The 13,745-nt window shown below is 64.5% G+C and carries 13 protein-coding genes; 7 read left to right on the top strand and 6 right to left on the bottom strand.

The window, feature by feature from the left end; genetic code table 11:
- Positions 1-125 precede the first annotated feature (125 nt).
- The 4 genes from ABB27_RS17635 to ABB27_RS17620 form a co-directional block, all read right to left on the bottom strand.
- Complete coding sequence (locus ABB27_RS17635) at positions 126-2,402, bottom strand: TonB-dependent receptor (RefSeq protein WP_057630367.1); 2,277 nt, start codon at positions 2,400-2,402, stop codon at positions 126-128.
- Between the two features lie 175 nt (positions 2,403-2,577).
- On the bottom strand, positions 2,578-3,318 hold the full coding sequence (gene phbB / locus ABB27_RS17630; RefSeq protein ID WP_057630365.1) for an acetoacetyl-CoA reductase: 741 nt from the start codon (positions 3,316-3,318) through the stop codon (positions 2,578-2,580).
- Positions 3,319-3,349: 31 nt separating this feature from the next.
- A complete protein-coding gene (locus tag ABB27_RS17625) occupies positions 3,350-4,678 on the bottom strand; it encodes a CitMHS family transporter (protein WP_057630377.1) in 1,329 nt (442 codons plus the stop codon).
- Positions 4,679-4,719: 41 nt separating this feature from the next.
- A complete protein-coding gene (locus tag ABB27_RS17620; RefSeq protein WP_425477553.1) occupies positions 4,720-5,895 on the bottom strand; it encodes an OprO/OprP family phosphate-selective porin in 1,176 nt (391 codons plus the stop codon).
- A 184-nt stretch (positions 5,896-6,079) separates the two neighbouring features.
- Here ABB27_RS17620 and ABB27_RS17615 point away from each other — a divergent pair, with 184 nt between their 5' ends.
- The 3 genes from ABB27_RS17615 to ABB27_RS17605 are packed head-to-tail and all read left to right on the top strand — an operon-like array spanning position 6,080 to position 9,190.
- Entirely contained in the window at positions 6,080-6,769 is a 690-nt protein-coding gene (locus ABB27_RS17615) for a response regulator transcription factor (protein WP_057630364.1), read from the top strand.
- Positions 6,744-8,141, top strand: a complete 1,398-nt coding sequence (locus tag ABB27_RS17610) for a sensor histidine kinase (RefSeq protein WP_057630362.1) — start codon at positions 6,744-6,746, stop codon at positions 8,139-8,141. Before ABB27_RS17615 ends, ABB27_RS17610 begins: the two co-directional genes overlap by 26 nt.
- Entirely contained in the window at positions 8,138-9,190 is a 1,053-nt protein-coding gene (locus tag ABB27_RS17605; protein ID WP_057630359.1) for an ABC transporter substrate-binding protein, read from the top strand. The genes ABB27_RS17610 and ABB27_RS17605 overlap by 4 nt, the downstream gene beginning before the upstream one ends.
- A 7-nt stretch (positions 9,191-9,197) precedes the next feature.
- On the opposite strand, the gene ABB27_RS17600 is transcribed toward ABB27_RS17605, so the two are convergent.
- Positions 9,198-9,614: a hypothetical protein gene (locus ABB27_RS17600; protein ID WP_083491370.1), complete on the bottom strand. Its 417-nt coding sequence runs from the start codon at positions 9,612-9,614 to the stop codon at positions 9,198-9,200.
- Positions 9,615-9,709: 95 nt separating this feature from the next.
- Complete coding sequence (locus ABB27_RS17595; RefSeq protein ID WP_057630358.1) at positions 9,710-11,458, bottom strand: glutamine--tRNA ligase/YqeY domain fusion protein; 1,749 nt, start codon at positions 11,456-11,458, stop codon at positions 9,710-9,712.
- A 103-nt stretch (positions 11,459-11,561) separates the two neighbouring features.
- Here ABB27_RS17595 and ABB27_RS17590 point away from each other — a divergent pair, with 103 nt between their 5' ends.
- Genes ABB27_RS17590 through ABB27_RS17575 form a run of 4 tightly spaced genes read left to right on the top strand, consistent with a single transcriptional unit; the run spans position 11,562 to position 13,705 of the window.
- Positions 11,562-12,230 carry a glutathione S-transferase family protein gene (locus ABB27_RS17590; protein ID WP_057630356.1) on the top strand — a complete coding sequence of 223 codons (669 nt, stop codon included), beginning with the start codon at positions 11,562-11,564 and terminating at the stop codon, positions 12,228-12,230.
- A gap of 13 nt (positions 12,231-12,243) precedes the next feature.
- Positions 12,244-12,510 (top strand): putative signal transducing protein, encoded by a 267-nt coding sequence (locus ABB27_RS17585; protein WP_057630354.1) that lies wholly within the window; start codon positions 12,244-12,246, stop codon positions 12,508-12,510.
- 31 nt (positions 12,511-12,541) lie between these two features.
- Positions 12,542-13,192, top strand: coding sequence for a peptide-methionine (S)-S-oxide reductase MsrA (gene msrA / locus ABB27_RS17580; protein WP_057630369.1), 651 nt, complete (start codon positions 12,542-12,544; stop codon positions 13,190-13,192).
- Between the two features lie 3 nt (positions 13,193-13,195).
- Positions 13,196-13,705 (top strand): flavodoxin family protein, encoded by a 510-nt coding sequence (locus ABB27_RS17575; RefSeq protein ID WP_057630352.1) that lies wholly within the window; start codon positions 13,196-13,198, stop codon positions 13,703-13,705.
- Positions 13,706-13,745 lie beyond the last annotated feature (40 nt).

The following is a 13,745-nucleotide window of genomic DNA, read 5'->3' as shown; positions in this document are numbered from 1 at the left end:
TTCGCGCAGCGAAGGGGAGGGTTGGGGAGGGGTTGGCTGTTGTTTGTGGCTTTTTCGGTTGATGCGAAGAGCACCCCTCCCCAACCCTCCCCTTGGCCTTCGGCCAAAGGGAGGGGGCCAGAGGCTTAAAACTCCGCACCTACCGTCATGAAGATCTGTCGCGGCGCACTGGCGTGGATCGAGTACCGGGTGCCGTTGGGGTCGGTTGGGGCGAAGGAGCTCAGCTGGCCGGCGTAGCGCTTGTTGCTCAGGTTGGTGACGTTCAAGGACACCTTGACGTTCTGCAGGCCCAGCCCGGGGCCGAAGCTGTAGCCGCCGCCGGCATCGAAGGTGGTCACGCCCGGTACCGACTGGTCGTTGGTATAGGTGTAGTAGCGCTTGCCGGTGTACTTGCCGCGCAGGCTGGCAAACCAGCCATCGCGGTTCCAGCTCAGCTCGCTGGAGGCCATGCGTTGCGGCGTGTCGACGGTGATCTTGCCGGCGACCGGCACCACCGCGCCACCGGAGACATAGTCGTCCTCATAGGTGGTCTTGTTCCATGACAGCGCGTTGTACCACTGCAGGCCATCCACCGGCTTGAAGATGAAGGTAAGCTCAGCACCCTGGCTCTTCACCGAGCCGACGTTGATGAAGCGGGTGATGCATTCCGGGCGCGTGCCTACTTCAATGCTGGTGCAGGGATTGAGCGAGAGCAGGCGGTTGTCGAACATCACATGGTAGGCGGCCAACGAGGCCTGGTACTTGTCACCGAAGCTGCGGAAGCCGGCCTCGAAGGTCTTGGACTTCTCCGGCTCCAGGCCGGCGCTGGCGGCAAAGGATTCCGGTGAGACCTGCAGCGGACCGCCGCTGCCACCACCGACGAAGGCGGCGATGTTTTCGGCATAGGACGCAAACAGCTCGTTGTTGGCATTGAGCTTGAAGCCGATGCCGAGCTGCGGCAGCAGCGATTCCTTGGCGGTCAGCGTGCCCGAAGCGAGCTTCTGCTCGGTGCCGGGTCTGGCAGTGGCACGCATGCGGGTGTTCGGGCTCTTGATGCCGACATCCACGGTCAGGCGCTGGTCAAGGAAGCGCATGCGGTCCTGCACGTAGAACTGGCGGGTGCGGATATCGAAATCCTGGTCGAACAGGCGACGGTCCGGATTCTTCAGGTAGGTGTCGTCGAGGAAGGGGCCATCGATGTAATAGAAGTTGCGCTCGACGTTGTGGTCGTTGTGCTCGAACCACAGCCCGGCTTCCAGCTCATGGATACCGACATTCCAGGCCAGCGCGGCGGTGATGCCCTGCCGGTCGATGGTGTAGTTGGTGCTGCGGATGGAGATCGGCAGCATGCGATCGGTGCCAGGGTAGGACGGCTGGCCCGGCGCCCACCAATGGCCCTGGCCACGATTGTCATGGTGGTAGGCCAGCAGCTTGAGATTGAGTTCGTCACCGAGATGCAGGTTGGCATCGAGCGAGTACAGGTTGTCATCGCGCAGGGCGCGGCTCTGGTAGTAGGCATCGTCAATGCTGTTGACGCCACCGGAGAACGCGCAGCGATCCGCATCGAAGGTGGCGGGGGCGCAATAGGCTGCCGCCACGGCGCGGTCCCAATCCGGTGCATAGATGTTCCAGTCGTAGCCAAGCCCCCGCTGCAGCATGCTCTTGGACAGATAGGCGTAGTTGGCCTGGCTGACGCGCGAGGTGGCGACGAAGGCGCCGAAGCGATGATCGCCCACGTTCCATACCGCCTTGGCGTTGAATTGGCGCGTGGTCTGGTTCTGGTAGGGCGCGGCCCACATGTCAGCGTCCTGGTGCACGCCGGAGACATAGGCCGAGAAGCCGTTGAGGTCGCCGGTATCCACGCGCAGATAGCCGCGGCGCTGGTTGTCATCGCCCACCGTTACGCTGGCGCGGCCGCCGAACACGCTGGAGGGATCCTGCGAGAAATACTGGATGGCCCCGCCCAGGTTGCTGGTCGATGCCACACCCAGCGAGCCGATGCCCTGTGACAGCTCGGCACCGCCCAGGTTCTCGGCGATGATGGCGCGGGCAATGCTCAGGCCGTTGTAGTTGCCGTAGCTGTTGTCGCCCAGCGGGATGCCATCAAGCGTATAGCCCAGCCGGGTCTTGTCGAAACCACGCAGGCTGATGGTCTGCGATTCCTCATTGGCGCCGAAGGCATCATTGGACTGCACCGAGACGCCCGGCAGGCGGTCAAGAATCTTCTGGCCACTGCTGCCCGGCGGCAACACCTGCTTGTCGACCTCGCCGATGCGCTGTACCTGACGGGTCTGGCCCTGGCCGATCACCGAGATGGTGTCCAGGGTCTGCGCGGAGGCACCGTCGGCAAGCGCAGCCTCGGCATAAACGTGGCTGCTGCACAGGGCAAGCGAGATGGCGAGGCAGAGGCGTTTGCAATTCATTGTTCACCGGATCCGTGGAAAGCCGGCGTAGGCCGGTGACGGAAGGGTGGCGCGGGATTGTTAAAGCTCGCTTACGGTTTGCTGCATTGCTTGGATGTTGCAGATGATCGATGGCATGAAAACGCAGAACGCCACGGCAAGCCGCGACGTTCTGCATGCGGTGCGCAGATTGCGATCAACCCATGTACAGGCCGCCGTTGACCGGATAATCAGCGCCGGTCACATAGGCCGCATCATCGCTGGCCAGCCACGCACACAGCGATGCCACTTCCTCCGGTTTGCCCAGACGACGGATCGGCACTGACGCCGCAAGCCTGTCCAGCACATCCGGCGGAAAACTGCTGATCGCCTGGCTGGCGATATAGCCAGGCGAAATGGTGTTGACGGTGACGCCGCGCGCTGCAACCTCCGCGGCCAGAGCGCGGCTGAAGCCGTGCATCGCCGCCTTGGCGGTTGCGTAGTTGACCTGGCCGATCTGGCCCTTCTGCGCGCTCACTGAGCCGATGTTGATGATGCGGCCCCAGTTCTGGTTGGTCATGCCATCCACCACCTGCTTGCTCAGGTTGAACAAGGTGTTGAGGTTGGAGGCGATCACCGCGTTCCAGTCTTCACTGGTCATCTGCCGGAACAGCATGTCGCGGCTGCCTCCGGAGTTGTTGACCAGCACGTCCACTTCACCAACCTCGGCGCGTACCTTGGCAAACGCGGCGGCGGTGGAGTTCCAATCGGCGGCGTTGCCCTCGGACACGATGAAGTCAAAGCCGAGTTCGCGCTGCTCACGGATCCAATTGGCCTTGCGCGGTGAATCCGGTGCGCAACCGGCCACCACGGTGTGGCCGGCGCGGGCCAGGGTCTGGCAGATGGCAGTACCTACACTGCCCATGCCACTGGTGACGTAAGCGATACGTAGCGTCATGTTGCTCTCCAATGCGTCAGGTAGGTACGGCTCAGGCGGCCAGCGGATACAGGGCGAACAGCAGGCTGCCGGCCATCAGGATCAGCGAGATCAGCACCGCCCACTTCAAGGTGAATTTCTGGTGGTCGGCAAAGTCGACCTTGGCCAGGCCCACCAGCAGATAGGTCGATGGCACCAACGGACTCAACAGATGCACCGGCTGCCCGGCGAGCGAGGCGCGCGCCATTTCCACCGGGGTGATGCCGTAGTGACTCGCCGCTTCGGACAGGATGGGCAGTACGCCGAAGTAGAAGGCATCGTTGGACATGAAGAAGGTGAATGGCATCGATGCCACCGCGGTGATTACCGCCAGATACGGGCCCCAGGCCTCCGGAATCACTGACAGGAAGCCGCGCGACATCGCCTCGACCATGCCGGTATTGGACAGGATGCCGGTGAAGATGCCCGCAGCGAAGATCAGCGACACCACCGACAACACATTGCCGGCATGATTGACCACGCGGCGGCGCTGCTCGGCCAGGTTCGGGTAATTGATCACCAGCGCGATGGCGAAGCCGACCATGAACAGGATCGGCATCGGCAACAGGCCGATCACCAGTGCTGCCATCAAGGCCAGGGTCAGTACCAGGTTGACCCACAGCAGCTTGGGCCGCTTGGTGTCTTCGGCATCTTCCACCGTAGGCAGCGCATCGCTGTCATCGGAGACGCTGGCGTCCATCCACGAACCACCCTGCGGCAACGCGACCACGCCCAAGCAGCGACGTTCCTTCATGCCCAGGTACCAGGCCAGCGCGAGGATGCCGGCGCAAGCCAGGACCATCGCCGGGATCAGCGGTACGAACACATCGGCCGGGTCCACATGCAGGGCGGTGGCCGCACGCGCGGTGGGCCCGCCCCAGGGGGTGAGGTTCATCACGCCGCCGGCGAGGATGGTCACGCAGGTCATGCTCAGCGCGTTCATGCCCAAGCGCCGATACAGCGGCAGCATCGCCGACACGGTGATCATGTAGGTGGTGGAACCATCACCGTCGAGCGAGATCAGCATGGCCAGCACGGCGGTGCCCATCACGATTTTCAGCGGATCGCCCTTGACGATGCGCAGGATGATGCGCACCAGCGGATCAAACAGGCCGGCGTCGATCATCACCCCGAAGTAGAGGATGGCGAACATCAGCATCACGCCGGTGGGCGCGATCTTCTTGATGCCGTCCAGCATCATTTCGTCGAGGCCGGCACCAAAGCCGCCAATCAGGGCGAACACGATGGGTACGGTAATCAGGGCGACCAGCGGCGACAGTCGTTTGCTCATGATGAGATACATGAACGTCAGAACCATGCCGAAGCCGAGGATGGTCAGCATCATCTGCAGACTCCTAGAAGGGACAAGATGGGAGAGAGGGCTTAGAAATCGAACTGCAGGCGGCCGGTCACCGCGCGGGTGCGGTCCAGCGTTGTATCGGCAAGGCGATCACGGTTGCGGCTTTCGATCAGGTTGAGCATGAAACGCAGGTTGTCGCGCAGGTACCAGTTGCCGGCCAGCGTCCAGGCCTCGGTGCTGCCCTTGCGCAGATCGGCCTGGCCATCCAGATGCTGGCTGCCGCGCATCTGGTCGTAGCGCAGGGCGAGCTCGAACGCGCCGTGCTTGTGGCGGATGTCCTTGATGCGGGCGAAGCGGCCGGTCTTGCGGTCGTAGCTGCGCGACTCGCCGGTGACGAACCAGCTGAGCATGCCGTAGGCGGCCATCACCTCGCCGCGCTGTGCGCCGTCATCGAAGGTGGCACCACTGAACTCGCCCTGCCATGACAGCGGACCGCGCACCTGCGCATATTCCAGCGACCACTTGTTGACATCGGTGTCGCGGCCGGCCGAGAAATCGACCAGGGTCAGGCGGCTTTCGTCGGACAGATGCCCGGCCGGGCGTGGGCGAATGCGCAGGGCTGGCACGCCATTCACGCCGGGGTTGTCGTAGGCCTCGCGCGCCAACGACAGGCCCAGGTGCAGTACGTCGCCCGCCGCCGGGCTGGGCGCCCAGGTAACGCGGCCGCCAGCGGCGCGGCCTTTCACCTGCCAGGCATCAATGCTTTCCAGGCTGTAGACGCTGGCCGCCCAGGTCATGTCGCCCGGATTGGCCTGCCAGGAAGCGCCCAACCGGTACAGCGGCACCAAGGTTGTGCCGGCATTGCCGCGTTCCAGGAAGCTGCCGTAGTTGGAGCCGGTGCGGTCATCCAGCGAGTAGTACTGCTTGAACTGGCCCACCGTCAGGCGGCCGGCATCGCCGAAGCTGCGGCTGATGTAGACATCCTTGGCCTCAGGATGGTCGCCGGAAAAATCGGCCTCCAGTTTGTAATCGACCACGAAGAATTTGCCCGACACATCCAGCCAGGCGCGACGGATTTCGGTGTCGTCCTTGTTGGGCGTGCCGCGGCCGTCATTGTCGAAACTGGCGAAATCCAGATGCAGGCGCCCGCCGATGGTGGCGGTGACCGGACTCTCGTTGTCAGCGGCCAACAGCGGTGCGCTGAAGCACAGCAAGACAGTGGCGGCAATGCTGCGTCGTTGGAAAACACGTGCTTCCACAAACCCTCCCAGGTGCGCGTCTGGCGCGCGGCAAACGTGGCACCTGCTGGTGCATGGCGGCAGTCTGGAGTGGACTAGCTGTCATCCGCCTGTCAGTGGATTGTGCGCTGCAGCAATGGTCACCAGAACTGCGCCCGTGCAGCTTCCGCGTTAGCATTCGCGCCTTCCCCCACATTCCCTTGCGATGCGCCTGCTGCTGGTTGAAGACAACGTGGACCTGGCCGACGCCATCATTCGACGCATGCGCCGCAACGGCCATGCGGTGGACTGGCAGGCCGATGGTGTGGGCGCTGCCAGCGTGCTGCGTTACCAGAGCTTTGATCTGGTGGTGCTGGATATTGGTCTTCCCAAGCTTGATGGCCTGAGGGTGTTGGCGGGCATGCGTGAACGTGGTGACAGTACCCCGGTGCTGATGCTGACTGCGCGTGATGGCATCGAAGACCGCGTGCAGGCGCTGGATGTTGGCGCTGACGACTATCTGGGCAAGCCCTTCGATTTCCGCGAGTTCGAGGCGCGCTGCCGGGTGCTGCTGCGGCGAGGCCGCGGCCAGGCCAGCGAAGTGGTGCAGATCGGTGGTTTCCAGTTCGACAATGCCGCGCATCGGGTCAGCCTGGATGGTGAGGTGATCGAATTGCCGAACCGCGAATTCCGCCTGCTGGAAATCCTGGTCGGGCGGCTCGGCCAGGTTGTCGGCAAGGATGAGATAGCCAAGGGTCTGTTCGGCTTCGACGACGAAGCCGGGCCCAATGCCATCGAGCTCTACATCGGCCGGCTGCGAAAGAAGCTGGTGGCTGCACCGTTGCGCATCAGCACCGTGCGCGGCGTGGGCTACATGCTGGAAGCCAGCGATGGCGGGGCCGATGGCGACGGTTGAGATCCGCGCTTCGGGTTCGCTGCGACGCACCTTGATGCTGTATCTGGGTGCATTGCTGGCGGTGTTCGCGGTGGCGCTGTTGTTCGCTGCGCGTGATTACGGCCAACGTGCTGCAAATCGCTCCTACGATCACCTGTTGGTGTCTTCGGCGCTGTCCATCGCTGACTCGGTGGCGTTGGTGGATGGCCAATGGCAGGTGGACCTGCCGTATGCGGCCTTGGACCTGTTGTCGATGGCCGAAGAGGACCGCGTGTTCTATCGCGTGGCTGACAGCCGCGGTGTGACCATCACCGGCTATGAGGACCTTCCGCTTGCATCACGTAAGCAGGGCAATTCGCCGCAGTTGTTCGACGCCGCCTACAGTGGTGAGACGGTGCGCTTCGTGGTGGTCAAACGCAGCTTTGCCGCGGCTTCGGCGCAGGGCGAAGTGCAGGTGCAGGTCGGGCAGACGCGCCGTGCCCGCGCGGCGTTGGCGCAGGAAATGGTCAACCGCGCGTTGATCGCCATCGGCGTACTGTCGGCCTTGCTGTTGGCGTTGGTGGCGTTCGGTGTGCACCGTGCATTCCGCCCGCTGGTGCGGTTGGAGCGTGAGTTGTCGCGGCGCGAGCCCTCCGATCTGAACCCGCTGGACTCGCGGGTGCCGCGTGAGATGAACCAGATGGTTGCTGCCTTGAATCGATTCATGGAGCGTTTGTCCAGCAACAACGAAACCCTGCGTGCCTTCATGGCCGAAGCCGCGCATCAGATGCGCACGCCACTGGCGGCGCTGCGCGCGCAGGCGCAGTTGGCATTGGATGAGGAAGCGCCGGAGGACATGCAGCGCAGTCTGCGCGCGATCGAGCGCAATGCCACCCATATGAGCCGCCTGCTCAACCAGTTGCTCAGCGATGCCAGCGTCATCCACCGTTCCAACCTGCAGCGCTTCGCGCCGCTGGATCTGGCCGAAACCGTGCATCAGGCCCTGCACGAAGCGCTGCCGCAGGCTGGCCCGGCGCCGCGTGTGCAGCTGGCCATCACCACCGGTGCGGTTCAGGTCAATGGTGATGCGCTGCTGCTGCGCGAGGCGATCAAGAATCTGATCGACAACGCGATGAAGTACGGCGGCGACGGTCCGCTGCAGATCGCCTTGACCGTGCAGGATGCACAGGCAGTACTGACCATCGCCGACCACGGCCCCGGCATCAGTGCGGCGGATGCGGAACGCGTGTTCGAGCGCTTCGGACGCGGCGAAAGCGCACCTGCCGGCGGGGCTGGCCTGGGTTTGGCCATCGTCAAGCGTGTGGTCGAAAGCCATGGCGGCCGCATCGACCTGAGCAATCGTGCACAAGGCGGCCTGGTCGCCACCATTTACCTGCCGAGGCATGGCGCATGAGCCGCTGCTTGATCCTGCTATGCACGCTTTTATTGGCGGCGCCGTTGCGCGCAGCACCGGGTGATGTGCAGCGCTTCCCTGCCAACGGTGCGGCAACCGCACAGCTGCGCATCCACGGCACCACCGATATCGAAGTGTTCGCGGTGGTGATCGCCGATTACCAGCGGCTGCATCCCGGCACCGAAGTCGTCTACGAAGACATCATCACCCAGGATCTGTACACGCGTTTCCTGCGTGATCGCAGCACTGCCGCCACACCGGACCTGCTGATTTCCAGCGGCATGGACCTGCAGACCAAGCTGGTCAACGACGGCTACGCGTTGCCGCATCGGTCGCTGCAGACCGAGGCGGTGCCGGCCTGGGCGAAGTGGCGCAATGAAGCCTTTGGCATCAGCTACGAACCGGTGGCGATGGTTTACAACACCCGCGCGCTGGCGCCGGGCACGGTGCCGCACACGCGCCGTCAGCTGCTGGATCTGCTGCGTGCCGAAGGCGCGCCGCTGCGCGGCCGGGTGGGCACCTACGACATCGAACGCAGCAGCGTCGGCTATCTGCTGGCCACGCAGGATGCGCAGCGCGGCAGCATCGCCGGCGCCTTGCTTGGCGCCCTGGGTGACAACGGCGTGGTGCGCGAGGAACGTACCGGTGTGTTGTTGGACCAGGTCAGCAGTGGCAAGTTGTCGCTGGTCTACAACGTGTTGGGCTCGTATGCGCAGGCGCGCATCGATGCCGGTGCACCTTTGGGCATCGTCGAGCCGGAGGACTACACGCTGGTGGTATTGCGTACCGCGGTGATACCGCGCAACAGTCCGCATTCGGCCGAGGCAAAGCGTTTTCTCGATTACCTGCTGTCGGCGCGCGGCCAGCAGGTTTTATCGCGCGAGGCGCGGCTGATGCCGATCATCCGCAACGGTGGCGGTGACAGCGACCCCGGGCAGAATCGTCGTCCGATCCAGCTCGGCCCGGGCCTGCTGGTGTACCTGGATGCACTCAAGCGTCGGCAGTTCCTCGATGCCTGGCGCAGCAGCGTCGAGCCCAAGCCGCGCTGAGCGCCGCTCAGCGTACCGGCGCTGGATTCTCACTCATGGGCTGGCGCAGTGGATTGCTGCTGCCTGCGGCGGCGCACTTGCCTTGCACGCAACTGCAACCCTGGATCTCCGGGAAACCGCAGACGCTCATCATGCCCTTGGCCTGGCAACTGGCCTGTACGCCGGCCGGGTCGGTGGGGCTGTTGACGTTGACGCAGGCCGGGTAATACCCGCAGCAGTTGCCGACGTTCTTCACCGTGCAGTCGGCGTCGACCTTGCAGCTGCTATCGACCACGACGGGCGTGCTGGCAGGTCTGGCAGGGGATGTCTGTTCGGTGACCGCAGCAGGGGGAGTCGATTGCGCGCTGACCGGTGCGGTCGCGGCGGGAGCCGTACAGGCGGTCAGGGCGAACAGCAGGCTGAGCAGCAGTGACAGACGGAGCATGGGTCAATCCTGATCTGGGCACGCGGCCATGGTAGCCGCGTTGCCCGTGAGCAGGGGGTAATCGGGCTGTCAGCCGATAACCCCGCCCGCCCTGATCAGGCCGACCAGGTATCGCGCAGCGTCACGCTGCGGTTGAACACCGGCTTGGCCGGGGTGTGGTCGCGGCGGTCGGCGACGAAGTAGCCGGTGCGCTCGAACTGGTAGCTCTGTTCCGGTGCGGCGGCAGCGGCAGCCGGTTCGACATAGCCGGTGACGACCTTGCGCGATTCCGGGTTCAGGTAATCGCGGTAGGTCTTGCCTTCGGATTCGTCGTCCGGGTCGGCCACCGAGAACAGGCGGTCATACAGTCGCACTTCGGCTTCCACCGCGTGCTGGGCGCTGACCCAGTGGATGGTGCCCTTGATCTTGCGGTTGGCGCCTTCCATACCCGGGCGCGATTCCGGGTCCAGCCAGCCACGCAGCTCGACGACTTCGCCGGCGTCGTTCTTGACCACTTCGTCGACGCGGGCAATGCCGGCACCGCGCAGGCGCACTTCGCCGCCCGGCACCAGGCGCTTCCAGCCCTTGGGCGGTACTTCGGCAAAGTCTTCGCGCTCGATCCACAGCTCACGTGCGAAGGGCACTTCGCGGGTGCCGAAGCTCTCGTCCTTCGGGTGGTTGCTGAAGGTGAGGGTTTCTTCGTGGCCTTCGGGCAGGTTGCTCAGCACCAGCTTGATCGGGTCGATCACTGCCATGCGGCGGGCAGCGGCGCTGTCCAGGTCTTCGCGCAGCGCGCCTTCCAGTACGCTGAAATCGATCTGCGAGTTCTGCTTGGAAATACCCACGCGCTCGGCGAACAGACGCATGGCAGCCGGCGTGTAGCCACGGCGACGCAGGCCCTGCAGGGTCGGCATGCGCGGGTCTTCCCAGCCATCGACCAGGTTTTCGGTGACCAGCGCCATCAGCTTGCGCTTGCTCATCACCGTGTAGTTGATGTTCAAGCGCGAGAACTCGATCTGGCGCGGTTTGGCGGCTTCACGCGGCAGGCCCTTGTCGACCAGCGGCTGGGTCAGCGCGTTGTCGTGGGCGAAATCGACGTTGTCCACGCACCAGTCGTACAGCGGGCGGTGGTCTTCGAATTCCAGCGTGCACAGCGAGTGGGTGATGCCTTCCAGCGAATCGCCCAGCGCATGCGCGAAGTCGTACATCGGGTAGATCGGCCAGGCGTTGCCGGTGTTCTGGTGCTCGACGTGCTTGATGCGGTACAGCGCCGGATCGCGCAGGTTGATATTGCCGCTGGCCATGTCGATCTTGGCGCGCACGGTGCGGGCGCCGTCGGCGAATTCGCCGGCGCGCATGCGTGCGAACAGGTCCAGGTTTTCCTCGACGCTGCGCTCGCGGTACGGCGACGGGCGGCCCGGCTCGGTCAGGCTGCCGCGGTAGGCGCGCACTTCCTCGGCCGACAGGTCGCAGACATAGGCCTTGCCGTCGCGGATCAGCTTCTGTGCCGCCAGGTAATAGGCGTCGAAGTAATCCGAGGCGTGGCGCAGCTCGTTCCACTCGAAGCCCAGCCAGCGCACGTCGTCCTGGATGGCGTTGACGTACTCGGGGTCTTCCTTGGCCGGGTTGGTGTCGTCGAAGCGCAGGTTGCAGACACCGCCGAACTCGCCGGCGATGCCGAAGTTCAGACAGATCGACTTGGCGTGGCCGATATGCAGGTAGCCGTTGGGCTCGGGCGGGAAGCGGGTCTTGATGGCCGTGTGCTTGCCGCTGGCCAGGTCCTCGCGGACGATCTGACGGATGAAGTCGCGCTTCTCAGGGGCGTTTTCCGGCGTGGCAGCGGCGGCAGGCGTGTTCTCGGACATGGGGGACGCAGCGTATTGAAGTAAACCGCAAGTTTAGCCGAGCCGGGCCGAGGCTGCCGGGACGGGGCTATGCTGGGGGTCTTCCGCCCCGTGGATCGTGCCGATGGACCGCCCCGTTCTGGTGATAGGCAACAAGAATTATTCGTCCTGGTCGCTGCGCCCATGGCTGCTGCTGCGCCATTTCGGGGTCGCGTTCGACGAAGTGCGGTTGGCCCTGGACACGCCGGACTTTGCCAGCCAGGTGCGCCAGCATTCGCCCACCGGCAAGGTCCCGGCCCTGCGCGACGGGGCCTTGCAACTGTGGGATTCGCTGGCCATCTGCGAATACGCCAACGAGCGCTGGCTGGGCGGACGCGGTTGGCCGGCCGATCTGGCGCAGCGGGCGCTGGCCCGGGCTGCGGCGGCGGAGATGCATTCAGGTTTCACCGCGCTGCGCACTCAGCTGCCGATGAACAGCCGCCGCCAGCCCGATGGCTATCGCTGGGATGCGGCCGCCGACGCCGATATCGCGCGGATCTGTGCCTTGTGGAGCACGCTGCGCAGCGACCATGGCGCTGGCGGCGACTTCCTGTTCGGGCAATTCGGCATTGTTGATGCGATGTATGCGCCGGTAGCGATTCGGTTTGATGGCTATGGCGTGGCGGTGGAGGGCGAAGCCGGGCGCTATCTGCAGGCGCTGCTGGCGTTGCCCGCTATGCGTGAGTGGCGCCAGGCCGGGGCCGAGGAAAGCGAGCAGCTTGCCGCCACCGATGCCCTGCGCAAGCCGCTGTGAACGGAGAACCTTGATGCAGCTGATCTACCAGACCAATAACCTGTTCGACGCGCACCTGGTCAAGCATGCGCTGGAGGCGGCCGACATACCGGCCTTCGTGTTCGGCGAATCCCTGCTGGGGGCGGGCGGCGAACTGCCGCTGTTCGGCCTGCTGCGGGTCTGCGTGCCGGATTCGGCCAAGGCCGAGGCCGAAGACATCGTGGCTGCGTTGGGCTTGGACGAGGGCGGCGATGCCCCCATCTTGGATGACGATGAAGCGCCGGGATTCCTCCCGGCCTGAGGAACTGACCATGTTGGGAATCGGCCAAGGTATTTTGGGTATCGGTGCATTCAAGCAGCGCCTGCCGCGCCCGGAAGAAGCGTTGCCGGGGCGGGACACACCGCTGCCGCTGCACAACGTGCATTTCGTCAACGGCCAGCCCTTGCAGGGCGACTTCGCCGGCCTGCAGGTGCTGGACGTGGGTCTGGGTTGTTTCTGGGGCGCCGAGCGCAAGTTCTGGCATCTGCCGGGCGTGGTGACCACGGCGGTCGGCTACCAGGGCGGCGTCACCCCGAACCCGACCTACGAAGAAGCCTGTTCCGGGCTGACCGGCCATGCCGAAGTGGTGCGGGTGGTGTTTGATCCGGCACAGGTGACGTTGGACACCGTGCTGCGCACCTTCTGGGAAAACCACGACCCCACCCAGGGCATGCGCCAGGGCAACGACACCGGCACCCAGTACCGTTCCGCGCTCTATTGCCATACGCAGGAACAGTACGATGCGGCCATCGCCAGTCGCGATGCCTACCAGCAGCAGTTGTCAGCGGCCGGCTACGGTGAAATCACCACCGAGATCCTGTTTCCGGCGCCGCCGTTCTACTACGCCGAGGACTACCACCAGCAATACCTGGCCAAGAATCCGAATGGCTACTGCGGCATAGGCGGCACTGGTGTGAGCTGCCCGATTGGCCTGGATGTCTGAGCAATGAGTGCCGCACCACGCCGTCTGCTGGTGGTGTGGCACAGCTTTACCGGTGCCACCGAGGCGATGGTGGGCGCCTTGCTGCAGGGCGCGCATGCGGCAGCCGGTGATGCCGTGCAGGTGAGCGCAGTGCGCGCTGCCGATGCAGTTGCCGACGATGTGTTGATGGCCGATGCGGTGGTGTTTGCCACGCCGGAAACCCTGGCCTCGATGAGCGGGGCGATGAAGGATTTCTTTGATCGCAGCTATTACCCCTTGCTGGGACGCTGCGAGGGCAAGCCGTATGCGCTGCTGGTGTGTGCGGGCTCGGATGGTCATCCGACCATTGCGCAGTTGCGGCGGGTGGCCCTGGGCCTGCGACTGAAAGAAGTGGCCGAGCCGCTGCTGGTGTGTACGCAGGCGCAGACGGCGGAGGCGATTCTGGCGGCGAAAACAGTGCCGGAGGCAGAGCTGGCAAGAGGCTGGGAGCTGGGTGCGCTGCTGGCAGCAGGGCTGGAGCTGGGCGTTTTTTGATTTTGCTTCGGCTTAAGCCCCTCTCCCGCATGCGGGAGAG

It is taken from the genome of Stenotrophomonas terrae (assembly GCF_001431465.1).
Taxonomy (GTDB): Bacteria; Pseudomonadota; Gammaproteobacteria; order Xanthomonadales; family Xanthomonadaceae; genus Stenotrophomonas; species Stenotrophomonas terrae.
This window is presented reverse-complemented; position numbering and strand designations above follow the sequence as displayed.